We start from the raw sequence: 24901 nt of genomic DNA, 5'->3' as shown, positions 1-24901 counted from the left end.
CAATAAATGGCGATTGCTCAGGCACCCTAAGCTACCAGTCCATCCGCGCGGGCACCCGAGAAAATTGGCTATGACGCGGATAGACGGGCGCGACAGCGAAGGTCGCGCGCAGAGGTCAGCCGCGGTGTCGCGATTCGACAGCCTGGCGCAGGGTGTCGATCAGGCTTTGAATGCGTGCATGCTGCATCTTCATCGAAGCCTTGTTGACCACCAGCCGGGAGCTGATGGTGGCAATCATTTCCTGGGGTTCCAGGCCATTGGCGCGCAGCGTGTTGCCGGTATCGACGACGTCGATGATCTTGTCAGCCAGACCGATCAACGGCGCCAGCTCCATCGAACCGTACAATTTGATGATATCGACCTGACGGCCTTGCTCGGCATAGTAGCGCTTGGCAACGTTGACGAACTTGGTCGCCACTCGCAACCGGCCCTTGGGCTCGGCTGCGCCGATTGCGCCGGCAGTCATCAGCTTGCACTGAGCAATCTGCAGGTCGAGCGGCTCATAGAGACCCTGACCGCCGTACTCCATCAGCACGTCCTTGCCGGCCACACCCAGATCGGCGGCGCCATGCTCGACATAGGTCGGCACGTCGGTAGCGCGTACGATCAACAGGCGTACATCGTCCTGCGTCGTAGGAATGATCAGCTTGCGGCTCTTGTCCGGGTTTTCGGTCGGAACAATACCCGCTTCTGCCAACAGTGGCAGGGTATCGTCGAGAATCCGACCCTTGGATAGCGCGATGGTCAACATGGGAAACGTCGGTCCTTATGCGGCTACAGCCGGCCGGGCCTGAGTTGGCCCGACCGCATTCAATTCGGTGCAGCAATTGGCTGGCGCGTCCCTGCGCCGATAACAGACTAGCCCGGTACGCGACGGATCTTGGCGCCCAGCATCTGCAGTTTTTCTTCGATGCACTCATAACCACGGTCGATGTGGTAAATGCGATCGATCAAGGTGTCACCCTCGGCGACCAGGGCCGACAGCACCAGGCTGGCCGAGGCCCGCAAGTCGGTGGCCATTACTGGAGCACCCTTGAGGGTCTTGGTACCGGTAACGATCGCGGTGTTGCCTTCGACCTGGATCAATGCGCCCATACGATGCATCTCGTAGACGTGCATGAAACGGTTCTCGAAAATCGTCTCGATCACTGCGCCAGTGCCTTCGGCAATCGCGTTGAGAGAGATGAACTGCGCCTGCATGTCGGTCGGGAAAGCCGGGTACGGAGCGGTACGCAGGTTGACGGCTTTTGGCCGTTTGCCATGCATGTCCAGCTCGATCCAGTCTTCACCGGTGGTGACTTCGGCGCCGGCTTCCTTGAGCTTCTCAAGGACGGCTTCAAGAATGGTCGGGTCGGTGTCCTTGACCTTGACACGGCCACCGGTGACGGCAGCAGCGACCAGGTAGGTACCGGTTTCAATACGGTCTGGCATGACGCGGTAGGTTGCAGAACCCAGACGCTCGACGCCATCGATAGTGATGGTATCGGTACCGGCACCCTGAACCTTGGCGCCCATGGCGTTGAGGAAGTTGGCCAGGTCCACCACTTCCGGCTCACGCGCGGCGTTCTGCAGAACGCTGCGGCCCTTGGCCAAGGCCGCGGCCATCATGATGTTCTCGGTACCGGTCACACTGACGGTGTCGAAGAAGAAGTGTGCACCACGCAGGCCACCTTCAGGCGCCTTGGCCTTGATGTAGCCGCCTTCGACCTCGATCTTCGCGCCCATGGCTTCAAGGCCACGGATGTGCAGGTCGACAGGACGCGAACCGATGGCGCAACCGCCAGGCAGCGCCACTTCGGCCTCGCCGAAACGAGCGACCATTGGGCCCAGAACCAGGATCGAGGCACGCATGGTTTTAACCAGCTCGTACGGTGCGACCAGGGTCTTGATGGTGCGCGGATCGATTTCAACCGAGAGCTTTTCGTCGATCACAGGCTCGATGCCCATGCGTCCGAACAGCTCGATCATGGTGGTGATGTCGTGCAGGTGCGGCAGGTTGCCGACCGTTACTGGTCCATCACAAAGCAGAGTACCGGCAAGAATCGGCAGAGCCGCGTTCTTGGCACCGGAAATGCGGATTTCGCCATCGAGGCGAACACCGCCAGTAATAATCAGTTTGTCCATTTCTGTCTCGCCGCCAATTTAGGCTCAGGTGCGCTCAGCCCAGGCTGCGCTGCTGAAAAATTTCATGGTTACCGCATGGATGCTGCCATCGGTGATCCACGGATTAAGATGAGCATAGATCTGCTGCTGACGCTTGACCGGGCTCAGGGCCGCCAACTCGTCGCTGATCACGTTCAACTGGAAGTTGCAGCCTTCGCCTTCAACTTCGACCCGGGTTCCCGGCAACTTTTCTTCAAGGAAGTTCTTAACTTCTACGGCCTGCATGCTCAACCTCAATCGGCGCCCTGTGCGCGCGGGTCGGCCATCATACAAAAAAGCCCCTCGCCTGCGAACCCCGTAATCGGAGACTCTGACAGAGGGGCCAGTTACTGGCTGGCGATCATTGACCGACCAGCACCTCATCGAGGTCGTAAACCTCGGCGATTTCACGCATGTCCTGGGGCATCGCACGCAACTCGACTGCCTTCCCGGCCGCCTTGCCATCGCGCATGAACGCCAACAACAGCGACAGTCCGACGCTGCTGGATTTTTCCACCCTGGAACAATCGAGCACCAGGCCTTGGGCCTTGCACGCAGCAATCAAGGCCTTGCCTTCCTTGCGCAAGGTGGGACCACTGCGGTGGTCCAGCACCCCGGCCAGGCTGAGGACGCCCGGCTCGCTCATGGTTACGGCGCTATCACTCATTGGGCTTGCTTCTCGACTGCTTCGTCGGCGGTTTCCTTGGCCTTGGCCACTTCACCTGCCCAGCCGTCGATGGTCTTGTCCAGGTCATTGCCATTGCGGTTCATGGCATCGGCGAACTGATCACGGAACAGTTTGCCGATGTTGATGCCATTGACGATGACATTACGCACCTTCCACTCGCCACCCAGCTTGGTCAGGGTGTAGGACACCGGGTAGACGGCGCCATTATTGCCCTTGACCGTCATGTCGACGCTGGCACGATCATCACCGTCAAGCTTGGCATTGCCGACGGTAATGCCCTGGTTGTTGTATTCGAGCAGGGCATTGCCATAGAACTGCATCAGGCTGCGTTTGAAATTTTCCTGGAAGCGCTGCATCTGCTCCGGGGTGGCCTTGCGCGAATATTTGACGGTCATGATGCTTTTCGAAATGCCATCGGCGTCCACAACCGGACCCAGGTTGGCATTGAGCGCATCGTAGAACGCACTAGGATTGGCCTTGTATTGCTCCTTGTTGGCCTTCAGATCGGCCAACAATTGATTGGTGGTGCCCTGAATCACCTCTTTGGGTGACTGGGCAGCCGCGCCAGCCATCAACGGCAGCGCCGCCAAAATCACCAGCAAGCCGCGTCGCAGGATAGAAATCATGGAAACCCCTTATTTAGCTTCTTTGCCAACGGTATTGAGCAGGAACTTGCCAATCAGATCTTCCAGCACCAGCGCCGACTGCGTGTCATGGATGGTCGAACCATCCTTGAGTACTGCGTCTTCACCGCCCACGCTGATCCCGATGTACTTCTCGCCGAGCAACCCAGCGGTGAGGATAGATGCAGTGGAGTCGGTAGGCAGGTTGTCTACGCGTTTTTCCAGTTGCAGCGTCACTCGACCGGTATAGGTGTCACGGTCCAGATCGATGGCTGTGACCTTACCGATGGTTACACCGGCCATGGTCACTTTAGCTCTGACCGTCAAACCAGCGATATTGTCGAAATTTGCATAAACTTTATACGTATCGCTGCTCGGGCTCGCCGACAGGCCGCTGACACGCAGGGCCAGCAGAATCAGCGCCAGGATCCCCGCCAGGAGGAACAGGCCGACACCGATTTCCAGGGTGCGGTTTTGCATCAGAAATCTCCAAACATCAAGGCGGTCAGAATAAAGTCCAGACCCAGGACTGCCAACGAGGCATAGACCACGGTCTTGGTAGTGGCACGACTGATCCCCTCTGACGTGGGCTCACAGTCATAACCTTGGAATACGGCAATCCAGGTAACAACGAAGGCAAAAACAATACTTTTGATCACGCCATTGAGCACGTCATCGGTAAACGACACGCTATTTTGCATGTTCGCCCAGAACGAGCCTTCATAGACGCCCAGCCAGTCGACTGCCACCCACGACCCACCCCAGATTCCCACCACGCTGAAAATCAGCGCCAGCAATGGCAGCGAGATGAAGCCAGCCCATAGCCGCGGAGCAACAATGTACTTGAGCGGATCAACACCGATCATTTCCAGGCTGGACAACTGCTCGGTGGACTTCATGTTGCCGATTTCGGCGGTAAGCGCCGAACCGGCCCGCCCGGCGAACAACAGCGCAGTGACCACCGGACCCAGCTCTCGCAGCAGGGTCAAGGCAACCATCTGCCCCACCGCCTGTTCCGAGCCGTACTTGGTCAGAATACTGAAGCCCTGCAGCGCCAGCACCATGCCGATGAACACACCGGATACGACGATAATCGCCAGCGACAGGACGCCGACCGAATAAAGTTGCCTGACCAGCAGTTGAAAACCGCCGCCAGTCCCACTGCGCCCTACCAGAGAATGCAGGAGGAACAGGAACGAGCGGCCGAGTATCGCCAGCACATCGATGGCCGAACGGCCAAAGCGGCGAATACGTTCGAGTAAGGATTTTCTGCGCATCAACGCTTCCCCAGAAGATCGGCGCGGTAATCCGGCGCAGGAAAGTGAAAGGGCACCGGGCCATCCGGGTCGCCTTTCATGAATTGACGAATGCGCGGGTTATCCGACCCCATCAGCTCATCCGGAGTGCCCTGGCCAAGCACCTGGCCATCACCGACCACGTAAATGTAGTCGGCAATACTGGCAGTTTCGGCCAGGTCATGGGATACCACGATGCTGGTAATACCCAAGGCATCGTTGAGCAAGCGGATCAAGCGCACCAGAACGCCCATGGCGATCGGGTCCTGGCCGACGAAGGGTTCGTCATACATGAGGATCTGCGGGTCCAGGGCAATGGCACGCGCCAAGGCCACTCGGCGCTTCATGCCACCGGACAGTTCGTCAGGCATCAATTCGATGGCGCCGCGCAAGCCGACGGCCTGCAGCTTCATCAAGACGATATCGCGAATCATCTCGTCAGACAGCTTGGTATGTACCCGCAGCGGAAACGCCACGTTCTCGAATACATCGAGATCCGTAAACAGCGCACCACTTTGAAACAGCACTCCCATTTGCTTGCGTGCATCGAACAGATCGCTGCGCGACAGCGTCGGCAGATTCTGACCGGCAACCCAGACTTCACCGCTGCTCGGACGCAGCTGTGCCCCCATCAGACGCAACAGTGTGGTCTTGCCGCACCCGGAGGGTCCCATGATGCCGGTGACCTTGCCGCGGGGAATGCGTATATCGACATTATTGAAGATGCTGCGCGAACCGCGCTTGAAGGACAGGCCCTTCAATTCGACCGCGTAGGCGTTATCAACGCTCATCTAAACTCCTTGCGATGCACCCTTTTCACTCAGACGCGCGCCCCCTTCATGGAGGCACGAACGCCCGAAGCGGGCCGAACAGGCGGCGAACTATAGCATCGCTGATAGCGGCGCCCCAAGGCCGCTGCTGTGCTTGTTCAGCTACGGTTAAGGTAACTGAGCGACTGTATGACAATCACAAGGTGAGGGTTTTGCGCATTACCGCTATAATCGCCGCCTTTTCATCAGGCAATCCGATTTTCGACATGAGCCAATCCAGCGACCTGATCCAATCCGCGCAACGCACCATCCGTTTCGAACTCGAAGCGGTTGAGGGCTTGCTGGCCCACATCGACGCCGATTTCGTCAAGGCCTGCGAACTGATCCTGGCCAGCAAGGGCCGGGTGGTAGTGGTCGGCATGGGCAAGTCTGGGCACATCGGCAACAAGATCGCCGCCACCCTGGCAAGCACCGGCACCCCGGCATTCTTCGTGCACCCGGCTGAAGCCAGCCACGGCGACATGGGCATGATCACGCGTGACGACGTCATCTTCGCCCTGTCCAATTCCGGATCTACCGCCGAAATCGTTACGTTGCTGCCGTTGATCAAACGTCTGGGCATCCAACTGATCAGCCTCACTGGCAACCCAGACTCGCCCCTGGCCAAGGCTGCGGAGGTCAATCTTGATGCTCGCGTCGCCCAGGAGGCCTGTCCGCTCAACCTGGCTCCGACGTCCTCGACGACCGCGGCGTTGGTATTGGGCGATGCCCTGGCCATTGCGCTGCTCGAGGCGCGCGGTTTCACCGCTGAAGACTTCGCGTTCTCTCACCCTGGCGGCGCCCTCGGGCGTCGACTGCTGCTGAAAGTCGAAAACGTCATGCACGCAGGCGAGGAGTTGCCTCACGTGCAGCGCGGCACCCTGCTCAAGGACGCGCTCCTTGAAATGTCTCGCAAAGGTTTGGGCATGACTGTGGTCCTCGAAGCCGACGGACGGTTGGCCGGGATCTTCACCGACGGTGACTTGCGCCGCAGCCTGGATCGCAGCATCGATGTGCACACAACCCTGATCGAAGACGTCATGACCGTTCATGGCAAGACTGCCCGTGCCGAAATGCTCGCCGCCGAGGCCCTGAAAATCATGGAAGATCACAAGATCAGCGCCCTGGTTGTGATCGACAAGAACGAGCGCCCGGTTGGCGCCCTGAACATGCACGATCTGTTGCGTGCGGGAGTGATGTAAATGAGCCAGGACCTGCTTCAACGTGGCAAGGCCATCAAACTCGCCGTCTTCGACGTTGATGGCGTCTTGACCGACGGGCGTTTGTATTTCCTCGAAGATGGCAGCGAGTTCAAGACATTCAACACTCTCGATGGCCAAGGCATTAAAATGCTCATGGCCTCGGGCGTTACCACGGCAATTATCAGTGGGCGCAAAACCCCGGTAGTCGAACGCCGGGCCAAGAACCTCGGTATTCCTCACCTGTATCAAGGCCGCGAAGATAAAATGGTGGTGCTGGACGAACTTCTTGGCCAACTCAACCTAAGCTATGAACAGGTCGCCTATCTGGGCGACGACCTGCCCGACCTGCCGGTGATCCGTCGCGTCGGCCTGGGCATGGCAGTGGCCAATGCCGCAACCTTCGTACGCGAGCACGCCCACGGGATCACCAAGGCCCGTGGCGGTGAAGGCGCCGCACGAGAGTTCTGCGAGTTGATCCTGCAAGCCCAGGGCAATCTCGACGCGGCCAATGCCAATTACCTGTAGAGCGACACATGTTCAGTAAAAAGATTCGAACCATTGCGCTGTTCAGTGTGATCGCCGCCTTGCTGGTGGCGGTCGGCTACTGGAACATCAGTCCCGAGACCTTCCTCGACAAGCCCCAGGCGACCGTCGACAAGAACGCAATCGATTACTACGCCACCAATGCCCACAGCGTGCAGTTCCTGCCTGATGGCAAAATGCAGTACGAGATGACTGCAGATAAGGTCGAGCACCTCATGGTCAGCGAAGTGACCTTGCTGACCAAGCCGGACCTGCAGATGTATCGCGGCACCACCTACCCTTGGCATGTGCAAAGTGAAAAGGGCGAGGTCAATCCTGACGGCACTGAAGTGGAACTGATCGACTCGGTACGGGTTGCCCGGACCGATGAAAAGAACCGCACCATGATCATTACCAGCAGTCGCATGACCGTATTCCCGCAGAAGCAATATGCTCAAACCGAGCAAGCCGTTAGAATCGACGGCGCCGGTGGCGTCACTACGGGCAATGGAATGAAAGCGTATTTGAAAGAAGGCAGGATGGACCTGCTTTCTAACGTAAGAGGACAGTATGAGGCTCGTTAAAACCCTCCCCTTTTTGCTCAGCCTGAGCGCAGCACTGGGAAGCGCGAGCGCCTGGGCCCTGCCGAACGACCGCGATCAGCCTATCCGTATCCAGGCCGACAACGCGCATCTGGATGACAAGAAAGGCGTTGCCACCTATACCGGCGACGTCATCATCACTCAAGGGTCGATGATGATCAAAGGCAATACCGTAACCATCACGCGCGCCGAATCCGGCGATATCGACGTGGTGACTTCGGTGGGCAACCTGGCCTACTTCGAGCAGCAGCAGAGCGCCGCCAAGCCCGACAAAATGCAAGGCTATGCCGTGACCATCCAGTACCAGGCACAAAAAGATCTGGTCGTGCTCACCGACCGTGCCAAGGTAGTCAACGAAGGCAATACCACCGAAGGCGAGAAGATCGTCTACAACACCAAGTCCCAGGTAGCGACTGCCGGTCGTGGCGGCAACGTGACCACGCCGCGCCAACGTATCGACATGGTGATCCAGCCGAAGAAGAAGGCCGAGTAAATGGCGACCCTCAAAGCCCAGCACCTGGCCAAGAGCTACAAGAGCCGGCAAGTGGTACGCGACGTCAGCCTGTCTATCGACAGCGGCCAGATCGTCGGCCTGCTAGGCCCTAACGGCGCCGGCAAGACCACCTGCTTCTACATGATCGTTGGCCTGGTCCAGGCCGATCAGGGCCGCGTCCTGATCGACGACCTGGATGTCAGCCACCAGCCCATGCATGGCCGCGCACGCGCCGGCATCGGCTACCTGCCGCAAGAAGCCTCGATCTTTCGCAAGCTTTCGGTTGCCGACAACATCATGGCGATCCTCGAGACCCGCAAGGACCTCGACACCGCCGGACGTCGCAAAGAACTGGAAAGCCTGCTGCAGGAATTTCACATCAGCCACATTCGCGACAACCTTGGCATGAGCCTTTCCGGTGGCGAACGTCGCCGCGTGGAAATTGCCCGCGCCCTGGCTACCGCGCCGAAATTCATCCTGCTCGATGAACCCTTTGCCGGTGTCGACCCGATTTCGGTCGGTGACATCAAGCAGATCATCCACCACCTCAAGGCCAAGGGCATCGGTGTGTTGATCACCGACCACAACGTCCGAGAGACCCTGGATATCTGCGAAACAGCTTACATCGTCAATGATGGTCAACTGATTGCCGAAGGCGACGCAGAGACCATCCTGGCCAACGACCTGGTCAAAGAGGTCTACCTGGGCCACGAGTTCCGCTTGTAAGTTCGAAGCGACCAGCATTTGCCTTGGGCTGCTGATCCGGTGAAATCCGGCTTAATTGGTACGGCACCCTAGGCAAACGCTCCAATTTCAGGCATATAACTTGCTTAAAGTTGGCGCTTCGGTGCCCTTGTAGTGGATGGCGCATGTGCGCCGGCGAAAAAGGTGTTAAGCCCCTGCCATGAAACCATCGCTCGTCCTAAGAATGGGCCAGCAACTGACGATGACTCCTCAGTTGCAACAGGCTATCCGACTACTCCAGCTGTCTACCCTGGACCTCCAACAGGAAATCCAGGAAGCGCTGGAGTCGAACCCGATGCTCGAACGCCAGGAAGAAGGCGAGGACTTCGATAACAGCGACCCGATGGCGGATAACGCCGAAAGCAAGCCTGTCGCCGAAGTCCAGGACAGCAGCTTCCAGGAAACCACGCAAACTGTGGATAACCTGGAAGATGGCGAATGGAGCGAGCGCATACCCAACGAACTTCCCGTCGATACCGCCTGGGAAGACATCTACCAAACCAGCGCCAGCAGCCTGCCCAGCAACGACGATGACGAGTGGGACTTCACCACCCGTACGTCGGCGGGCGAGAGCCTGCAAAGCCACCTGCTCTGGCAGTTGAACCTGGCGCCGATGTCCGATACCGATCGGCTCATCGCCGTTACCCTGATCGACTGCATCAACAGCCAGGGCTACCTGGACGAAACCCTCGAGGAAATCTGCGAGTCCTTCGATCCCGAGCTGGACATCGAGCTCGATGAAGTCGAAGCCGTGCTGCACCGTATCCAGCAGTTCGAACCGTCCGGAATCGGCGCGCGCAACCTCAGTGAGTGCTTGCTGCTGCAATTGCGCCAGCTGCCAGCCAATACCCCCTGGATGGCCGAATCCCAGCGACTGGTGCGAGACTTCATCGACCTGCTCGGCAGTCGCGACTACAGCCAATTGATGCGCAGGATGAAACTCAAGGAAGACGAGTTGCGCCAGGTCATTGAACTGGTCCAGAGCCTCAACCCTCGCCCGGGCTCGCAGATCGAATCCAGCGAGCCCGAATATGTAGTCCCCGACGTAATCGTACGCAAGGACAACGAGCGCTGGCTGGTCGAACTCAACCAGGAAGCCGTGCCGCGCCTGCGGGTCAACCCGCAGTACGCAGGATTCGTGCGCCGCGCCGATACCAGTGCCGACAACACCTTCATGCGCAACCAGTTGCAGGAGGCTCGATGGTTCATCAAAAGCCTGCAGAGCCGCAACGAAACCCTGATGAAGGTTGCCACCCAGATCGTCGAGCACCAGCGTGGTTTCCTCGACCACGGCGACGAAGCAATGAAGCCATTGGTCCTGCACGACATCGCCGAGGCGGTGGGCATGCACGAGTCGACCATTTCTCGGGTCACCACGCAAAAATACATGCATACACCTCGGGGAATTTACGAGCTGAAGTACTTTTTCTCCAGCCACGTAAGCACCTCTGAAGGCGGCGAGTGCTCGTCTACAGCGATTCGCGCGATCATCAAAAAACTGGTTGCAGCGGAAAATCAGAAAAAGCCATTGAGTGACAGCAAGATCGCTGGTTTACTGGAGGCACAAGGCATCCAGGTAGCCCGTCGCACCGTCGCCAAGTACCGCGAGTCCCTCGGCATTGCACCGTCGAGTGAACGCAAGCGACTGATGTAGCCCCTAGGATCGCCACAGCAGTTCAGTGGCAGGCGCAACACCTGCCTCTTATGCACGGGCAACAAAAGGAGAAGCTGTATGCAAGTCAATATCAGTGGACAGCATGTAGAAGTCACCCAGCCGCTGCGCGAGTACGTCGAACAGAAACTGAAACGGCTGGAAGGGCACTTTGACAAGATTACCAACGTAACGGTGATCATGAAGGTCGAGAAACTGCAGCAGAAAATTGAAGCAACGCTGTTTATTCCCGGCGGCGAAGTGGTTGCAAATGCCGAACACACAGACATGTATGCAGCGATCGACGCCTTGACCGACAAGCTCGACCGCCAACTGAAAAAACACAAGGAAAAACAGCAAAGCCTGCTGCAAGGTGCAGCGGCCCGCTGATCCCCCTCATCCATGATCCGACTTGAAACCATCCTGACCCCCGGCCGTTCCTTGGTGAACGCGCCGGGTGGCAGTAAAAAGCGCGCCCTCCAGGAAGTCGCCACCCTGATCCACCGGGAAGTTCCGGACCTGGAGATGCAGATCGTTTTTGAAAGCCTGTTTGCCCGGGAGAAACTCGGGTCGACCGGATTTGGTAATGGCATTGCCATTCCACATTGCCGCCTCAAAGGTTGCACTTCCCCCATCAGCGCCCTGATACACCTGGAAGCACCGATCGACTATGACGCCATCGATGGCGCCCCGGTCGATCTGCTGTTTGTCCTGCTGGTTCCCGAAGCGGCTACCGATGCGCACCTCGAGCTGTTGCGCCAAATTGCCAGCATGCTCGACCGAAAGGACGTGCGTGACCGGCTACGTGCCGCCCAGAGCAGTGAAGCCCTGTACCAGGTTGTACTGGACGTACAGAACGAGCACTGAACATGCGCCTGATTATCGTCAGTGGCCGATCCGGCTCCGGCAAGAGCACCGCCCTCGCAGTCCTGGAGGACCACGGCTACTACTGCATCGATAACCTGCCTGCCGGACTGCTGCCGCAGCTGGCTGAAAACGCCCTGATCAACACCGAGTTGATGCAGCCGAAAGTGGCAGTGTCGATCGATGCGCGTAACCTCCCGAGTCACCTGACTCGATTCCCGGAACTTCTGGAGGACGCCCGAAGCAAGCACATTCAATGTGATGTGCTGTACTTGGATGCCGATGAAGAAACGCTGCTCAAGCGCTTCTCGGAAACCCGCAGGCGCCATCCGCTGACTAACGCCAATCGCTCGCTGGCCGAAGCGATCAAGGTCGAAACCGACCTGCTGGGGCCGATTGCCGACCTTGCCGACCTGAAGATCGACACCACCAACCTGAACCTCTATCAGTTACGTGACTCGATCAAGCTACGCCTGCTCAACCAGCCGGAGCCTGGTACTGCATTTCTGGTCGAGTCGTTCGGTTTCAAGCGCGGCATGCCGGTGGATGCCGACCTCGTGTTCGATGTGCGCTGCCTGCCCAACCCTTACTGGAAGCCGGAACTGCGTGATCACTCCGGGCTCGAACAGCCTGTTATCGATTACCTCGCTGCACAGCCTGATGTCGAGGAAATGTACCAGGACATCTCCAGCTACCTGCTTAAATGGTTGCCACGCTTTGCCGCCAGCAACCGCGCTTACGTAACCATTGCCATTGGCTGTACCGGGGGACACCACCGTTCGGTTTATTTGACTGAACGCCTGGGCCAGTTGCTGCAGCAATCCTTGAAGAATGTCCAGGTTCGCCACCGCGACCTCTAGCCCACAGGACCACCGCCGCGATGCCCGCTCGTGAAATAACCATCATTAACAAGCTGGGGCTGCACGCCCGGGCTGCGGCAAAGTTTGTCGGCGTGGCCGGACGCTTCCCCTGTACCGTGCGCGTCGGTCGAGCCCCCGACAAACTGGTGGACGGCAAGAGCATCATGGCGGTAATGATGCTCGCCGCGGGCAAAGGTACCCAGGTTCACTTGCACACCGAGGGTGAAGATGAAGATGCAGCGCTCACGGCACTGATCGAGCTGATCAACAACTACTTCGACGAGGGCGAGTAAGCGCCCTCGCCCGCCTCTCAAGACAAGGCCGTATCCATCACCATCATCAGGCAGAAGCCCACGCAAAGCCCCAGGCTTGCCAGGCGATGATGACCGTTGCTGCGTGACTCGGGAATGATCTCCTGGGTCACCACCAGCAACATGGCCCCAGCCGCGCAGGCCAAGCCAAGCGGCAACAGCACCTGCGCCACCGTCACCAGCCAGGCACAAATCACCGCCGCCACCGGCTCGACCAGTCCAGATGCCGCACCAATGGCGAAGGCCTTGAACCGGGCCATACCGGCGCCAGCCAAGACCAGGGCAATCACCAGACCTTCAGGCACGTCCTGCAGCGCGATGCCCATCGCCAGACTGTCGGCATCGGCCATCCCACCGCCTGCCGACACGCCGATAGCCATGCCTTCCGGAATGTTATGAGCGACGATGGCAATGACGAAAACCCAGATTCGCGCTGCAATCACCGGCTGTTGGGCGTTGCCCACCAACGCCTCGGGCGATGCGCCGGAGACTTTCAGGTCGACCAGGTAGATACAGAACGCACCGAACAGCAAACCGAAGCTGATCATCCCTCCGGCGCCCCATTTGCCCAGGCCAATCGCCTGAGCGGCATCGAGGCCGGGAATGACCAGGGAAAACGCAGTCGCCGCCAACATTACCCCTGCACCAAAGCCCAGCAACGTATCGGCCAAGGCAACCGGCATACTGCGGATTACCAACACCGGTACTGCACCCAGAGCGGTGCCCAGCGCACACAAGGCGCCTCCTTCCAGCGCGCGCATCATTCGTGGCTCAAGGTCGAGCCAGGCAAAACCCTGGGCCACCAGCAGTGCAAAGCCTACCAGTAACAACACAGTACCCAGCGCCAGGCGAAACAAGCGCACGCTGCCAATGGACATCACATCTGAACGCATACCGGAGCGACTCACGCCAGGGCAGTTACATAGCGGCGTTCTACTTCGGACCAATCGATCACGTTGTAGAAAGCATTGATGTATTCAGGGCGACGGTTCTGATACAGCAGGTAATACGCATGCTCCCAGACATCCAGTCCCAGAATTGGTGTATTGCCATTCATCAGCGGGCTGTCCTGGTTGCCACTGCTCTCCACGACGAGGGTCTTTTCCGGCGTTACGCTCAGCCACGCCCAGCCGCTGCCGAAGCGGGTCAACGCAGCCTTGGTGAAAGCATCCTTGAAGGCCCCAAAGCCCCCCAGTTGCGCATCGATCGCCTCGCCCACCGTCCCAAAGGGTTCACCGCCTCCCTGAGGAGACATTACCGTCCAGAACAGTGAATGGTTGGCGTGGCCGCCGCCCTGATTGATGACCGCAGCCTGAAGCTTGTGCGGCAATTGTTTGACTGCAGCCACCAGCGCTTCCACCGGCCAATCAGCCCACTCGGTCCCTTCGACCGCGGCATTGAGATTGTTGATGTAAGTCTGGTGGTGCTTGCTGTGGTGGATTTGCATGGTCTGGGTGTCGATGTGCGGTTCCAGCGCATCGTAGGCGTAAGGCAATGCAGGCAAGGTGTAAGGCATACTCAGTGGATTCCATATTGGTGTGCTGAAGACCCGGCGCTTTCCTGACCGGCCAGTACCACCGGTTGCGGGCCATGACTGTGAAGCAGGCGTTCGGTTCGCGGGTACTGCCCGTACTCGCTGATGAAATTCAATAGCTCGGTGTAGGTTTTACTGCTATGACGTAGCGCCGCTTGCCGCAGTGCAGGGGCCAGACGCTGATCCTGCATGGCCTGCAGCAACCGCTGGTGGACAGCGCAGAGGTATTCCGCGCTCTCCTGCGGTTGATTCAGGCGCAAGTGCAGATCGGCCAGGTTGTGATGCGCGATCACACACACGGCAACCGCTTCGTCGGCGTCATGCCAGCGCTCGAATAACACCTGGGCCAGGGCCAGGGCCTGCAGATACAACTCGCGGGCATCTACCAGCTCACCTTGTTCGAACAGGCGGTTGGCGATCTCGGTGGTGCGTTTCCAGTGCTGCATGACAAACCTCCAGGGCGGTGTCAGATACCGCCAGCAGTGAGCTTTTCCGGGTCCAGCAGTACTTCAAGTTGGCTACGCGACAGATCGGTGTGTTCCAGGGCCACGTCGATAATCGGGCGCCCCTGCTTGTAGGCGGTCTTGGCGATTTCTGCGGCCTTCTGGTAGCCGATGATCGGGTTCAACGCGGTGACCAGAATCGGGTTGCGCGCCAACGCCTCCTTGAGCTTTGGCGCGTTGACCTTGAAGCTGGCAATCGCTTTGTCCGCCAGTAAGCGGCTGACATTGGCCATGAGCTCGATGCTGCTGAGCAGGTTCTGGGCAATGATCGGCAGCATCACGTTTAGCTCGAAGTTGCCCGACTGACCGGCCACGGCAATGGTCGCGTCATTGCCGATAACCTGGGCGGCTACCATCGCAGTGGCTTCCGGAATCACAGGGTTGACCTTGCCGGGCATGATCGAAGAGCCAGGTTGTAGGCCCTCAAGCTCGATCTCGCCCAAGCCTGCCAGTGGCCCGGAGTTCATCCAGCGCAGGTCGTTGGCGATTTTCATCAGAGCGACGGCAGTGGTCTTGAGCTGACCCGACAACGCAACAGCGGTGTCCTGCGAGCCAATCAACGCAAACAGATTTTGCCCCGGCGTAAACGGTACTTGGGTGAGCGTCGAAAGCTGTTGGCTGAAGTGCGCAGCGAATTGCGGGTGGGCATTAATCCCGGTCCCCACCGCTGTACCGCCCTGGGCCAGTGCCTGCAGAGCGGGCAACGTCGACTCAAGGTGTGCGACTGCGGCCGAAATCTGCGCCGCCCATCCACCGAGCACCTGGCTCATGCGCACGGGCATCGCATCCATCAGATGGGTGCGACCGGTCTTGATGAATGGATGCACTTCAACTGCCTTGCGCTCGATCACCTGTACCAGATGCTTCAAGGCCGGCAGCAGCTGCTCGTGCAATGCCAGAGCGGCGCTCACATGAATCGTGGTGGGGATGATGTCGTTGCTGCTCTGCCCGCAATTGACGTGGTCATTCGGGTTGATATTGTCGCCAAAGATACGAGTCGCAAGAGTGGCAATCACCTCGTTGGCGTTCATGTTCGAGCTGGTGCCGGAACCAGTCTGGAAGATATCCACCGGGAAGTGCTGGATAAAATCGCCGGCCAGGAGCTGCTCTACCGCCTTGACGATAGCGTCGCCCTGGCCTGCTTCCAATTGTTCGAGTTCGACGTTGGCCTTGGCGGCAGCGGCCTTGGCCAACAACAGTGCACGAATGAACTGGACGGGCATGCGCTGTTGGCTAACCGGAAAGTTGTTTACCGCGCGCTGGGTTTGAGCGCCATACAGGGCCTCGGCCGGCACCTGCAGTTCACCCATGCTGTCACGCTCGATACGGGTATTACTCATCATCAAGTCCTTGCATCAGTTCAGCGAAAGAAATCGAAGGCAGCAGCGTGCAGTTCGCCAATTGCAGGGCAAGAGGCTGCCAACGCTGGCCATGCTCGCCACCATCGAGCTTGCGCAACTGCAACAGTGGCTTCCAGGCCTGGTCCAGGCACAGGCAGCGCCAATGCCAGGGCAGCATGCGATCGCAAGCGGTATCCAGGAGCAAGCGGAATGAGGTCAGGGCGACGGTCCATGCCGAAGTCTCGGTGCAGCACACCAGATAGCGACCTTCAGCCAGGTAATGTTCGATCAAGCGCGGCTCGTCCGGCTCCATCGCACAACGTATACGGCGACTGAGCCAGCGCCAGTTTTCAAGGTAGGGCAATTCGTGAAGGACAGGTTTCATGAACATCATCGCCTAGATAATGATATTCATTATTAAGTGATAATCATAATCAGTTCAAGATGAGCAAAGCAGAAAAAACAAAAAGCCCGACACATGGCCGGGCTGCTTGGGGAGGCGCGGGATTGCCCCGCGCTCAATTATTTCACTGAGCAAACACACTCGCGGGACAAACCCGCGTATCCGTAAATCAGCTGCCGGCGACGGTCATCCGTTCAATCAACACCGAGCCCGTATGAATATTGCTGCGGGTTTCCAGGTCGTTCCCGATCGCGACAATCTGCTGGAACATATCTTTCATATTGCCGGCGATCGTGACTTCTTGTACCGCGAACTGAATTTCGCCATTCTCGACCCAGTAGCCTGCTGCGCCTCGTGAGTAGTCGCCCGTCACCATGTTCAACCCGTGCCCCATCAGTTCGGTCACCAGCAGCCCTCGGCCCATGCGCCGAATCAGTGCCGCCTGATCCTCCACACCGTGAGTTACGTATAGGTTATGCACGCCACCGGCATTGGCGGTGCTCGGCAAGCCAAGTTTGCGTCCGGAATAAGTCCCCAGAACATAGGACACCAACTCGCCTTTTTCGACGAACGGTTTGGCGTAGGTCGCCAGACCATCGCCATCAAACGCCGCGCTGCCCAGGGCGCGCATCAGGTGTGGACGCTCATCCAGGGTCAGCCAGCTGGGAAATAGGCGCTGGCCCATGGTCCCCTCCAGGAACGACGACTTGCGATACAGGCTGCCTCCGGAAATCGCCGAGAGGAAACTGCCGAACAAGCCACCGGCAAGTTCAGCGGAAAACAGCACCGGCACTTCGCACGTGGGAACCGGACGTGCGCCCAGCCGGCTGGCCGCCCGCTGTGCGGCACGCTGGCCGATGCTGCGCGGATCGGCGAGCAACTCACCCTGGCGATTCACGTCATACCAATAGTCCCGCTGCATCTGCCCGTCGGCTTCGGCAATCATTACGCAACTGAGGCTGTGGCGAGTCGATGCATAGCCACCGATAAAGCCATTGCTGTTGCCATATACGCGGCAGCCTTGGTGGGTGTTGAGGGTGGTGCCGTCGGCGTTCTTGATTCGCGTGTCGGCGTCGAACGCGGCGGCTTCGCAAGCCAGCGCCTTCTCGATAGCCTGCTCAGGGGTGATGTCCCAGGCGTGATACAGATCGAAGTCCGTCAGGTCACGCGCCATTAACGCCGGGTCAGCCAAGCCGGCACAGTCGTCTTCGGAGGTGTGCTTGGCGATTGCCAGGGCGGCCGCGACGGTCTCGCGTATGGCCTCGGCACCACTGGCCGAGGTACTGGCCGAACCTTTGCGCTGACCGACATACAGGGTGATGCCAAAGCCCTGATCACGGTTGAATTCCACCGTTTCCACTTCACGCTGGCGCACCGACGTCGACAAACCCTGCTCCAGCGAGACCGCCACTTCACAGGCGCTGGCCCCCTGGCGCTTGGCTTCGGCAATAATCTGCTCAACCTGCTCCTGCAAGGCTGGCAGGGCCTGTGGACCTACGCTCTGGACTACACTCATGGTTTTCTCCACTCAAATTCTGCGTTCGGCATGGGTCAATCTACGACCGGACCGGACAAGCGGCCCCCGACTGGTTATCATGGCGGCGATTCTCAGCGGACTGCCCCCATGGTTGATTCTTACGACACCGCCTTTGACGGCGAAAAAAGCAAAACTCAGGTAAAGCGCGAAATGCAGGCCCTGGTCGAGATGGGCGAGCGCCTTACGACGCTCAAGCCCGATATCCTGGCCAAATTGCCGTTGACCGACGAACTGCGCGCCGCTCTGGAAGAGCACAAGCGGCACACCGCCAACGAGGCGAAAAGACGCCATCGGTCGTTCATCGGCAAGCTCATGCGTGATCAGGACATCGACGCCATCACTGCGCTTCTTGACCAACTCGACGCATCCTCCCGTCAGTACAACGAGCGTTTCCACAACCTTGAACGCTGGCGCGACCGACTGATCAATGGCACCGACGATGTCCTGGAGAAATTCGTCCAGGAATTCCCCGATGCTGATCGCCAGCAACTGCGCTCGCAGATCCGCCAGGCCCAGCACGAGTTGAAAACCAACAAGACGCCGACCGCCAGCCGCAAGATCTTCAAGTACATCCGCGACCTCGACGAGCGCCAGCGCGGCCTGCGCTGACCCTTGCTACCGGGCAGGCAACCTGCCCGCCCGGTCTCAATTTCATGCGCCCGTGCCACCAACGGTGATCGCATCGATCTTCAACGTCGGCTGGCCCACGCCAACCGGAACCGACTGACCATCCTTGCCACAGGTGCCGACGCCGCTGTCCAGGGATAAATCATTACCCACCATCGACACTCGGCTCATGGCCTCCGGACCATTACCAATCAAGGTCGCACCTTTGACCGGTGCGGTGATCTTGCCGTCTTCGATCAGATAGGCTTCGCTGGTCGAGAACACGAACTTGCCACTGGTGATATCCACCTGACCACCACCAAGGTTGGCGCAATAGATACCGCGCTTGACCGACTTGATGATTTCTTCAGGATCACTTTCACCGGCACGCATATACGTATTGGTCATCCGTGGCATCGGCAAGTGCGCATAGGATTCGCGACGACCGTTGCCCGTGACCGCCATACCCATTAGACGCGCGTTGAGCTTGTCTTGCATGTAGCCCTTGAGAATGCCGTTTTCGATCAACGTGGTGCATTCGGTCGGGGTACCTTCGTCATCCACACTCAACGAGCCACGACGCCCTTCCAGGGTGCCATCATCGACAATCGTGCAGAGGTTGGAGGCGACCTTCTGGCCTATCATCCCGCTATAGGCTGAGCTGCCTTTGCGATTGAAGTCGCCTTCAAGGCCATGGCCTACCGCCTCGTGCAGCAAGACCCCAGACCAACCGGAACCCAACACCACTGGCAACGTGCCGGCCGGTGCAGGAATAGCGTCGAGGTTGACCAAGGCCTGGCGCAGCGCCTCACGTGCAAAGCCCATGACCCGCTCGTCGGTGAAGTAGCGATAGTCGGTGCGACCGCCGCCGCCATGACCACCGCGCTCACGCCGGCCGTTCTGCTCAACGATCACACTGACGTTGAAACGCACCAGTGGCCGTACATCCGCAGCCAGGCTGCCATCGGCCGCGGCGATCAAGATACGTTCCCAGACCCCGGCCATGCTCACTGTGACTTGTTGGATGCGTGGATCCAGCGCCCGCGTAGCGGCGTCGACACGCTTGAGCAGCTCGACCTTTTCTGCCCGGCTGATTACTTCCAGCGGGTTATCGGTACCGTAAAGCTGGACGATCTCCTGACTCTTGAATGCCTGGACACTGCCATTTTGCCCGGCACGGGAAATCGAGCGAGCGGCTCGGGCAGCCGACGTCAGCGCTTCGAGGTTGATGGCGTTGCTGTAGGCGAAACCGGTTTTTTCACCGGATTGGGCCCTGACACCGACGCCTTGGTCGAGGTTGAAGCTGCCTTCTTTGACGATTCCGTCTTCAAGTGCCCAGGATTCGGAAATCTGTCCCTGGAAATACAGGTCGGCGGCATCGATACCCGGGCCGGCCAACTCACCCAGCACGGACTGCAGGCTATCGAGGGTGAGCCCCCCCGGCGCCAGCAGGTGCTCGCTGACAGTGGATAACATCTCGCTCATAGTCACTCCGAGGTGTGCGCAGGCCGCAAGGCGTCCTGCGAGAAAAAGCGCCGGTGCAAGGCCACCGGCATCCGCGCCCGAATGGACGCCTGTTCGCTGCTGTCGCGTTCGGCCAACAGCACCGCCTCACCGCTGGCCTGTTCGGCGACGATACGCCCCCAAGGATCGATGATCGCCGCATGACCATAGGTTTCACGCGGCCCCGGGTGAGTACCGCCCTGGGCGGCTGCCAGCACATAGCATTGGGTTTCAATCGCCCGAGCGCGAATCAATACCTCCCAGTGAGCCGCACCGGTTACCGCTGTGAATGCCGCGGGCGCACTGATCAACTCGGCCCCGGCGGCGCGCAAGGCGCTGTAGAGTTCGGGAAATCGCAGGTCATAGCATACGCTCAAGCCCAACCGACCAACCGGCGTATCCGCCACTACCACCTGGGCGCCGTGAGCATAATCATCTGACTCTCGATAGCGGCCACGGTTGTCAGCGACATCGACATCGAACAGGTGAAGCTTGTCGTAGCGTGCAACGGTTTGGCCGTGATCGTCGATCAACAGCGAACACGCATGCGCCTTGGCGTCGGGCAGTCCTTGCGGTGGCAAAGGCAAGGTACCGGCCACCACCCATAATTTGAGGTCGCGAGCAGCCTGTTTCAACCAGGGCAGAATCGGCCCGTGCCCGAGTGCTTCGGCGCGGCCGATGGCTGCACTGTCGCGCCGTCCCATCGCGGCGAAATTCTCAGGCAACACCGCGAGGCGTGCACCGCGTTCAGCCGCCTGTTCGAGCAACTGCCGGGCGCGCTCGAGATTGGCCGAAATATCGCTCTGGCTGACCATCTGGATCACTGCTGACTTCATGCGCGCTCCCGAGGCTACTTGTTGAACGGTTTTACAAAGCTGATTTTAGGCTCTTTCCAGGGACCTTCGACGCGATAGTGCACGCTTGCATAGCGAGACACTCGGTCACCCAACAAGCGATCGACCAGAAACAGCGCCCCCCCCACTGCCGGCGCCCCCACGATCAAGGCCGCCAACGGCAAGTTGTTGGTGACCGGCAAACTCACCTGCAGGTTGGCATCGACGCGGTCACGCACCATGTCCAGAGTACCATCGAGCTCAAAGTTGCTCGAAGGCCCAGTCACGGTGATCGGCTCTCGTGTCACATAGACACCTTCGCTGGCTACCAGCAGGCCTTTGACTCGGTCGTAACTCAGGCCTTTGTCGAACAGGTCGGAGAAGTCCAGCCGCAAGCGTCTGCCAATGGAATTGAAGTTGAGCAGGCCAAATACTCGCAACGCCTGGGCGCCCCCTTCGACTTCAACGAACTGCCCCTGGCGCAGGGCGGCATCGAGGCTGCCGGATAGCCGCGCCAGGCTGACCCAGGCTGGCGAGCCTGGCCAACGCGCATCGACATCCAGACGAAAGTCACGGCTGGTAACGGTCGGAGCAAAGTTCCAGGCTTTGAGCACATCCGCGAGGTTCTTGCCCTCCAGGCGGCCCTTGTACCAACTGGTACTGGCGCCCGGTGCGCCTTCCCAGCCCCCGCTACCATCGATCTGCAAGCCCTTGAGGTTGAGGTCCAGGTCATTCAGTGCAATGCCCTTGGCCGTCGATCGCACTTTGACCGCCGCACTGCCAAGTAAATCATCGCCACGAAAAAGCCTGTCGATGCTCAGGTCGATAGAAGGAATTTTGCGAGGATCGATACTGGCCATTGGATCAGGGGCATTGGGTACAGTAATTTCGGCCGGGTCCTGAGGTGGCAAATGAATGGTCTGCAGATTGACCACCAGCGGTGCGCCCTTGGCATCAGGCAGGCGAGCATTTCCGATGACTTCCTTACTGTCCAGACGCAGTGCCCAGTTATTGCTGTTTCGCACCAGGCTTACCACCGCCTGGTTCAGCTCCAGGCCTACGCCCTTGAGGCGATTGATACTCAGGTTGACGCCACGCAACAGTTGCCGGGCGCTGCCACTTGGATCATCGCCACCCAAGCTTTGCGCTTGCTGCTGCCAGGGAGCCAGGTCCAGTTCAGCCAGGCGACCACGCACCTGCACGCCCTGGCCTCCAGGCAGTTGCGCGTTACCACTGCCAAACACCAGCTCACCACGCCCTTGGTCAAGTTTGTCCATGGGCGCGGCATAGACCATGTTGGCGACGTCTGCGAAGCTGAAGTTGAAGCGTCGCTCAGGCCCCTGCAGGCTCATGCCGAACTGGCTGTCGCGGGTTTCGTTGGCAGTCTTGCCGAACGGGGCAGGCAAATTGATAGTCAGGCCCTTGAGTGTGGAGTCGACCTTGAGTTGGTTATCTTGACTCCCCAATGACAGTTGCAGTTGATACGGCAGTTCTCCGGCAAGCGGCAAGGCCTGTTTGACCTGCAACCACTGGGTCAATGCTGTGAGTGCAACCTGACCCTTGGCCTGGATCCGGGTCTGCAATTGGCCGGGTTTGCCTTCGGCAAAGATCTGCGCGGTGATCGGCTTGTCGAATACCCGCGCACTGATGTTCTGACCGCTGAGACCCTTGGCGTAATCGAAACGGAACGCACCTTTGAGGTGGTTCAGTTCGAGCAAAGGAGCAGCGATTTTCAATCGTGCGTCGCTGGTGTCGAAATCCACCATTACTTGCGGTTGCTGCCCCTTGGCCAAAGGCACGTCCAACTTGATCTTGCCGTTCAGGCTACCCTGTCCTTCCCAGCCGGCGAACATGGCAGCGGTCCCGATCGGCGCCTCCTGAAGGATTTTCAGGCCGTCGCCCAGGCCTCCGTCAAAGGCGCCATCCAGGTACATATGAGTGTGCTCGCCACTGGCGACATGCGGGATATTGACCTGTACATCACTGACTTGGGTATCGAGTAGCTGTCCACTCCTGGCGTTGACCCGCACGCCATCGTCGTCGATGAACACTTCACCATCGACCTTTTGTACCTGCGGCCAACCAGGCTGGAAATCCAGCGCAGCATCATGAACCTTGAAGAACAGGCTGATGCTGCGCGCCTGCTCTGACGCGCCATGATTGAGCGAGCCCTGGTACTGGAAGTAACCCTCATCGACTGCGCCTTTGAGAATCGCGGTACGCAGCCATTCATCCAATGCCGGGCTCAAGACCTCAGGCAAGTACTTGGCGGTGTAGCGACCGTCGCCCTCGACCAGGCCGACACGCAAATCCATGTAGTCTTCACGCGCCTCATCGAACAGCAGGCGAATGAGGAAGTCACCGGCGATCTTGCCTTCTTCGCCCAACACCTTCAGGTACGGCGCGATGAGGGTGAAACCTTCCTGGTCGAGACGCCAGGTGAGCAGCGCATTGGCTTTCTGGTAATTCCACGGTTTGGCGAAAATAGGGTCCAGGTGCAGCATGAAGGCGTCGGTGTCCAGGCGCAGCTCGCCGTGGCCCAGGTCACCGCTGATACTGCCGCTGACATTTCCCGCTGCCGGTGCGCCGTGATAAGCATCGAAGCCCACTCGCTCAAGATTGGCAGCGAAACTCAAGCGTTGATCCCCACTTGCCTTGGGCCGGATATCCAGCAAGACGTTACGCAAACTGCCGGTAACCTTGAGCCCCTCGACCGCGGCCATGCCCTGTTCGGGCAACGGTGCCAGTGATTCGATCAGCGGTGTAAGCGGGGTCAGGTTCAAACGATCGGCCTGAACCCTCCAGGTTTCTTCTGAACTTTCACTGGCCGCGGTCTGACTGAGCTGCAAGCGCGACTCCCAGCGTGTCTTGCCCAGGCTCATGGCCAACGAATCGATCTTTGCATCAAAACCTTGCGCCGAACGCTGGAACCAGCCATTGAGCGCCAGGTTTTCCACCTTGGCTTCTTTGCGATCACCATAGGCAGCGCGCAATTGAGGCGCGTTCAGGCGAACCACAGCGCTCTGCATCTGGCCTTTACCCCAGTTCAGCCAGAACTCACCACCCGCTTTGAGCTCCTTGGCCTGCCATTGCCCAAGCAGCCGAGGCGGCAACCAGCGGGCCCAATCGCTCTGGGGCAGACTGAGATAGGCATCGACTTGACCATCGCGCCATTGTTGCGCACGCACGCGACTGCGCAAACTCATGGCCACCGGCTGGCCGTCCGGCAGGGTCAGGCGCAGATCCAGACGCTGGCGCACACTCCCGGTCTGCAGGCCAAGGCTGACATAGGTAAGGGTCATTGGTTCGTGCTGGAACGGCTCGAGGGTCACCTGGCTGTCGAGCACAGTAATCTTCGACACCGCTTGCATGCGCTGCAGCAACTGCTCGGGGTCGAGCGGTTGATCATCGGTTTTCGGCAGCCCGTCGAGGGTCCAGGCCCCCTGTTCATCTTCGCGCAGGCTCACGTGCAGGCCGCCTATTTCCAGGTTGGCCAGGCGCACCTGTCGCTCGCTCAAGCTGGCCCACAGATCAGGGACTGCCTTGACCCCATCGAGGCGCAACGCCGTGGCGCCCTCGCCCACTTGAATGTCATTGACCACCAGCACTGGGGCCAAGCCATTCCAGTGCCCTTCCAGGCTACCGATGTGCACGGGCATGCCCAAGGCCTGCTGAGCCTTGTCTTCAATCTCGGCACGGTATTCGGCCACCAGCGGCACCAGTTGCCGGCCAAGGCTGACATACAGTGCTACCAGCACCGCCAGCAAGGCACATATCCCCAGGCCCCAGCGGGTCATCGCGCCAAGAACGCGCATTAGACGTTCCATGGCAATGGC

The 24901-nt window shown here is 59.2% G+C and carries 28 protein-coding genes; 11 read left to right on the top strand and 17 right to left on the bottom strand.

Annotated elements, in window-relative coordinates:
• Positions 1–115: 115 nt before the first annotated feature.
• From hisG to V0R60_RS22670, 8 genes are all read right to left on the bottom strand, one after another.
• Positions 116–751, bottom strand: coding sequence for an ATP phosphoribosyltransferase (gene hisG, locus V0R60_RS22705; protein ID WP_136477960.1), 636 nt, complete (start codon positions 749–751; stop codon positions 116–118).
• A gap of 107 nt (positions 752–858) precedes the next feature.
• Complete coding sequence (gene murA / locus V0R60_RS22700) at positions 859–2124, bottom strand: UDP-N-acetylglucosamine 1-carboxyvinyltransferase (protein ID WP_136477961.1); 1266 nt, start codon at positions 2122–2124, stop codon at positions 859–861.
• A 24-nt stretch (positions 2125–2148) separates the two neighbouring features.
• Entirely contained in the window at positions 2149–2388 is a 240-nt protein-coding gene (locus V0R60_RS22695) for a BolA family protein (RefSeq protein ID WP_010223373.1), read from the bottom strand.
• A gap of 115 nt (positions 2389–2503) precedes the next feature.
• Positions 2504–2809, bottom strand: coding sequence for an STAS domain-containing protein (locus V0R60_RS22690; RefSeq protein WP_136477962.1), 306 nt, complete (start codon positions 2807–2809; stop codon positions 2504–2506).
• Positions 2806–3456 carry an MlaC/ttg2D family ABC transporter substrate-binding protein gene (locus V0R60_RS22685; RefSeq protein ID WP_136477963.1) on the bottom strand — a complete coding sequence of 217 codons (651 nt, stop codon included), beginning with the start codon at positions 3454–3456 and terminating at the stop codon, positions 2806–2808. Before V0R60_RS22685 ends, V0R60_RS22690 begins: the two co-directional genes overlap by 4 nt.
• A 9-nt stretch (positions 3457–3465) precedes the next feature.
• Positions 3466–3933, bottom strand: a complete 468-nt coding sequence (gene mlaD, locus V0R60_RS22680; RefSeq protein ID WP_136477964.1) for an outer membrane lipid asymmetry maintenance protein MlaD — start codon at positions 3931–3933, stop codon at positions 3466–3468.
• Positions 3933–4730, bottom strand: coding sequence for a lipid asymmetry maintenance ABC transporter permease subunit MlaE (gene mlaE / locus V0R60_RS22675; RefSeq protein WP_136477965.1), 798 nt, complete (start codon positions 4728–4730; stop codon positions 3933–3935). Before mlaE ends, mlaD begins: the two co-directional genes overlap by 1 nt.
• Positions 4730–5539 carry an ATP-binding cassette domain-containing protein gene (locus V0R60_RS22670; RefSeq protein WP_136477966.1) on the bottom strand — a complete coding sequence of 270 codons (810 nt, stop codon included), beginning with the start codon at positions 5537–5539 and terminating at the stop codon, positions 4730–4732. Before V0R60_RS22670 ends, mlaE begins: the two co-directional genes overlap by 1 nt.
• A gap of 245 nt (positions 5540–5784) precedes the next feature.
• Here V0R60_RS22670 and V0R60_RS22665 point away from each other — a divergent pair, with 245 nt between their 5' ends.
• From V0R60_RS22665 to V0R60_RS22620, 10 genes are all read left to right on the top strand, one after another.
• Entirely contained in the window at positions 5785–6759 is a 975-nt protein-coding gene (locus V0R60_RS22665; protein WP_136477967.1) for a KpsF/GutQ family sugar-phosphate isomerase, read from the top strand.
• The gene (locus tag V0R60_RS22660; protein ID WP_136477968.1) at positions 6760–7284 is read left to right on the top strand and encodes a KdsC family phosphatase; all 525 of its coding nucleotides are present in this window, start codon (positions 6760–6762) and stop codon (positions 7282–7284) included.
• Positions 7285–7292: 8 nt separating this feature from the next.
• Positions 7293–7865: an LPS export ABC transporter periplasmic protein LptC gene (gene lptC, locus V0R60_RS22655; RefSeq protein ID WP_136477969.1), complete on the top strand. Its 573-nt coding sequence runs from the start codon at positions 7293–7295 to the stop codon at positions 7863–7865.
• Positions 7852–8376, top strand: a complete 525-nt coding sequence (gene lptA / locus V0R60_RS22650) for a lipopolysaccharide transport periplasmic protein LptA (RefSeq protein WP_133217060.1) — start codon at positions 7852–7854, stop codon at positions 8374–8376. Before lptC ends, lptA begins: the two co-directional genes overlap by 14 nt.
• Complete coding sequence (lptB, locus tag V0R60_RS22645) at positions 8377–9102, top strand: LPS export ABC transporter ATP-binding protein (RefSeq protein ID WP_038614382.1); 726 nt, start codon at positions 8377–8379, stop codon at positions 9100–9102.
• A gap of 178 nt (positions 9103–9280) precedes the next feature.
• Complete coding sequence (locus V0R60_RS22640) at positions 9281–10774, top strand: RNA polymerase factor sigma-54 (RefSeq protein WP_136477970.1); 1494 nt, start codon at positions 9281–9283, stop codon at positions 10772–10774.
• A gap of 78 nt (positions 10775–10852) precedes the next feature.
• A complete protein-coding gene (gene hpf / locus V0R60_RS22635; protein ID WP_028942831.1) occupies positions 10853–11161 on the top strand; it encodes a ribosome hibernation-promoting factor, HPF/YfiA family in 309 nt (102 codons plus the stop codon).
• A 12-nt stretch (positions 11162–11173) separates the two neighbouring features.
• The gene (ptsN, locus tag V0R60_RS22630; RefSeq protein WP_136477971.1) at positions 11174–11638 is read left to right on the top strand and encodes a PTS IIA-like nitrogen regulatory protein PtsN; all 465 of its coding nucleotides are present in this window, start codon (positions 11174–11176) and stop codon (positions 11636–11638) included.
• Between the two features lie 2 nt (positions 11639–11640).
• Complete coding sequence (gene rapZ, locus V0R60_RS22625) at positions 11641–12495, top strand: RNase adapter RapZ (protein ID WP_136477972.1); 855 nt, start codon at positions 11641–11643, stop codon at positions 12493–12495.
• A gap of 20 nt (positions 12496–12515) precedes the next feature.
• Positions 12516–12788: an HPr family phosphocarrier protein gene (locus V0R60_RS22620; RefSeq protein ID WP_136477973.1), complete on the top strand. Its 273-nt coding sequence runs from the start codon at positions 12516–12518 to the stop codon at positions 12786–12788.
• A gap of 17 nt (positions 12789–12805) precedes the next feature.
• Here the strand turns inward: V0R60_RS22620 and V0R60_RS22615 are convergent, their stop codons facing one another.
• The 6 genes from V0R60_RS22615 to pmbA all read right to left on the bottom strand — a co-directional run bounded on the left by V0R60_RS22615 (position 12806) and on the right by pmbA (position 18102).
• Positions 12806–13699 (bottom strand): ZIP family metal transporter, encoded by an 894-nt coding sequence (locus V0R60_RS22615; protein ID WP_136477974.1) that lies wholly within the window; start codon positions 13697–13699, stop codon positions 12806–12808.
• An 11-nt stretch (positions 13700–13710) separates the two neighbouring features.
• Positions 13711–14322 carry a superoxide dismutase gene (locus V0R60_RS22610; protein WP_136477975.1) on the bottom strand — a complete coding sequence of 204 codons (612 nt, stop codon included), beginning with the start codon at positions 14320–14322 and terminating at the stop codon, positions 13711–13713.
• A gap of 2 nt (positions 14323–14324) precedes the next feature.
• On the bottom strand, positions 14325–14786 hold the full coding sequence (locus V0R60_RS22605) for a hypothetical protein (RefSeq protein ID WP_136477976.1): 462 nt from the start codon (positions 14784–14786) through the stop codon (positions 14325–14327).
• Between the two features lie 20 nt (positions 14787–14806).
• Positions 14807–16183 carry a class II fumarate hydratase FumC gene (gene fumC, locus V0R60_RS22600; RefSeq protein WP_136477977.1) on the bottom strand — a complete coding sequence of 459 codons (1377 nt, stop codon included), beginning with the start codon at positions 16181–16183 and terminating at the stop codon, positions 14807–14809.
• A complete protein-coding gene (locus tag V0R60_RS22595; RefSeq protein WP_136477978.1) occupies positions 16176–16577 on the bottom strand; it encodes a FagA protein in 402 nt (133 codons plus the stop codon). Before V0R60_RS22595 ends, fumC begins: the two co-directional genes overlap by 8 nt.
• Positions 16578–16755: 178 nt before the next feature.
• On the bottom strand, positions 16756–18102 hold the full coding sequence (gene pmbA, locus V0R60_RS22590; RefSeq protein ID WP_136477979.1) for a metalloprotease PmbA: 1347 nt from the start codon (positions 18100–18102) through the stop codon (positions 16756–16758).
• A 108-nt stretch (positions 18103–18210) separates the two neighbouring features.
• Here pmbA and yjgA point away from each other — a divergent pair, with 108 nt between their 5' ends.
• Positions 18211–18732, top strand: a complete 522-nt coding sequence (yjgA, locus tag V0R60_RS22585) for a ribosome biogenesis factor YjgA (protein ID WP_136477980.1) — start codon at positions 18211–18213, stop codon at positions 18730–18732.
• 42 nt (positions 18733–18774) lie between these two features.
• Here the strand turns inward: yjgA and tldD are convergent, their stop codons facing one another.
• From tldD to V0R60_RS22570, 3 genes are read right to left on the bottom strand one after another with little or no spacing between them, the layout of a single operon-like run.
• Positions 18775–20214 carry a metalloprotease TldD gene (gene tldD, locus V0R60_RS22580; RefSeq protein WP_136477981.1) on the bottom strand — a complete coding sequence of 480 codons (1440 nt, stop codon included), beginning with the start codon at positions 20212–20214 and terminating at the stop codon, positions 18775–18777.
• Between the two features lie 2 nt (positions 20215–20216).
• On the bottom strand, positions 20217–21068 hold the full coding sequence (locus V0R60_RS22575; protein ID WP_136477982.1) for a carbon-nitrogen hydrolase family protein: 852 nt from the start codon (positions 21066–21068) through the stop codon (positions 20217–20219).
• A gap of 14 nt (positions 21069–21082) precedes the next feature.
• Complete coding sequence (locus V0R60_RS22570) at positions 21083–24892, bottom strand: YhdP family protein (protein WP_136477983.1); 3810 nt, start codon at positions 24890–24892, stop codon at positions 21083–21085.
• Positions 24893–24901 lie beyond the last annotated feature (9 nt).

Origin of the sequence: Pseudomonas auratipiscis (assembly GCF_036324085.1) — a bacterium.
Lineage (GTDB): Bacteria > Pseudomonadota > Gammaproteobacteria > Pseudomonadales > Pseudomonadaceae > Aquipseudomonas > Aquipseudomonas auratipiscis.
Note: the sequence above shows the minus strand (reverse complement) of the source record. Positions and strands in the feature narration are given on the sequence as shown.

Excerpts from the sequence above, each read along its gene's own strand:
- hisG (WP_136477960.1), bottom strand. The coding sequence starts at position 751 with ATGTTGACCATCGCGCTATCCAAGGGTCGGATTCTCGACGATACCCTG.
- murA (WP_136477961.1), bottom strand. The coding sequence starts at position 2,124 with ATGGACAAACTGATTATTACTGGCGGTGTTCGCCTCGATGGCGAAATC.
- V0R60_RS22695 (WP_010223373.1), bottom strand. The coding sequence starts at position 2,388 with ATGCAGGCCGTAGAAGTTAAGAACTTCCTTGAAGAAAAGTTGCCGGGA.
- V0R60_RS22690 (WP_136477962.1), bottom strand. The coding sequence starts at position 2,809 with ATGAGTGATAGCGCCGTAACCATGAGCGAGCCGGGCGTCCTCAGCCTG.
- V0R60_RS22685 (WP_136477963.1), bottom strand. The coding sequence starts at position 3,456 with ATGATTTCTATCCTGCGACGCGGCTTGCTGGTGATTTTGGCGGCGCTG.
- mlaD (WP_136477964.1), bottom strand. The coding sequence starts at position 3,933 with ATGCAAAACCGCACCCTGGAAATCGGTGTCGGCCTGTTCCTCCTGGCG.
- mlaE (WP_136477965.1), bottom strand. The coding sequence starts at position 4,730 with ATGCGCAGAAAATCCTTACTCGAACGTATTCGCCGCTTTGGCCGTTCG.
- V0R60_RS22670 (WP_136477966.1), bottom strand. The coding sequence starts at position 5,539 with ATGAGCGTTGATAACGCCTACGCGGTCGAATTGAAGGGCCTGTCCTTC.
- V0R60_RS22665 (WP_136477967.1), top strand. The coding sequence starts at position 5,785 with ATGAGCCAATCCAGCGACCTGATCCAATCCGCGCAACGCACCATCCGT.
- V0R60_RS22660 (WP_136477968.1), top strand. The coding sequence starts at position 6,760 with ATGAGCCAGGACCTGCTTCAACGTGGCAAGGCCATCAAACTCGCCGTC.
- lptC (WP_136477969.1), top strand. The coding sequence starts at position 7,293 with ATGTTCAGTAAAAAGATTCGAACCATTGCGCTGTTCAGTGTGATCGCC.
- lptA (WP_133217060.1), top strand. The coding sequence starts at position 7,852 with ATGAGGCTCGTTAAAACCCTCCCCTTTTTGCTCAGCCTGAGCGCAGCA.
- lptB (WP_038614382.1), top strand. The coding sequence starts at position 8,377 with ATGGCGACCCTCAAAGCCCAGCACCTGGCCAAGAGCTACAAGAGCCGG.
- V0R60_RS22640 (WP_136477970.1), top strand. The coding sequence starts at position 9,281 with ATGAAACCATCGCTCGTCCTAAGAATGGGCCAGCAACTGACGATGACT.
- hpf (WP_028942831.1), top strand. The coding sequence starts at position 10,853 with ATGCAAGTCAATATCAGTGGACAGCATGTAGAAGTCACCCAGCCGCTG.
- ptsN (WP_136477971.1), top strand. The coding sequence starts at position 11,174 with ATGATCCGACTTGAAACCATCCTGACCCCCGGCCGTTCCTTGGTGAAC.
- rapZ (WP_136477972.1), top strand. The coding sequence starts at position 11,641 with ATGCGCCTGATTATCGTCAGTGGCCGATCCGGCTCCGGCAAGAGCACC.
- V0R60_RS22620 (WP_136477973.1), top strand. The coding sequence starts at position 12,516 with ATGCCCGCTCGTGAAATAACCATCATTAACAAGCTGGGGCTGCACGCC.
- V0R60_RS22615 (WP_136477974.1), bottom strand. The coding sequence starts at position 13,699 with ATGCGTTCAGATGTGATGTCCATTGGCAGCGTGCGCTTGTTTCGCCTG.
- V0R60_RS22610 (WP_136477975.1), bottom strand. The coding sequence starts at position 14,322 with ATGCCTTACACCTTGCCTGCATTGCCTTACGCCTACGATGCGCTGGAA.
- V0R60_RS22605 (WP_136477976.1), bottom strand. The coding sequence starts at position 14,786 with ATGCAGCACTGGAAACGCACCACCGAGATCGCCAACCGCCTGTTCGAA.
- fumC (WP_136477977.1), bottom strand. The coding sequence starts at position 16,183 with ATGAGTAATACCCGTATCGAGCGTGACAGCATGGGTGAACTGCAGGTG.
- V0R60_RS22595 (WP_136477978.1), bottom strand. The coding sequence starts at position 16,577 with ATGATGTTCATGAAACCTGTCCTTCACGAATTGCCCTACCTTGAAAAC.
- pmbA (WP_136477979.1), bottom strand. The coding sequence starts at position 18,102 with ATGAGTGTAGTCCAGAGCGTAGGTCCACAGGCCCTGCCAGCCTTGCAG.
- yjgA (WP_136477980.1), top strand. The coding sequence starts at position 18,211 with ATGGTTGATTCTTACGACACCGCCTTTGACGGCGAAAAAAGCAAAACT.
- tldD (WP_136477981.1), bottom strand. The coding sequence starts at position 20,214 with ATGAGCGAGATGTTATCCACTGTCAGCGAGCACCTGCTGGCGCCGGGG.
- V0R60_RS22575 (WP_136477982.1), bottom strand. The coding sequence starts at position 21,068 with ATGAAGTCAGCAGTGATCCAGATGGTCAGCCAGAGCGATATTTCGGCC.
- V0R60_RS22570 (WP_136477983.1), bottom strand. The coding sequence starts at position 24,892 with ATGGAACGTCTAATGCGCGTTCTTGGCGCGATGACCCGCTGGGGCCTG.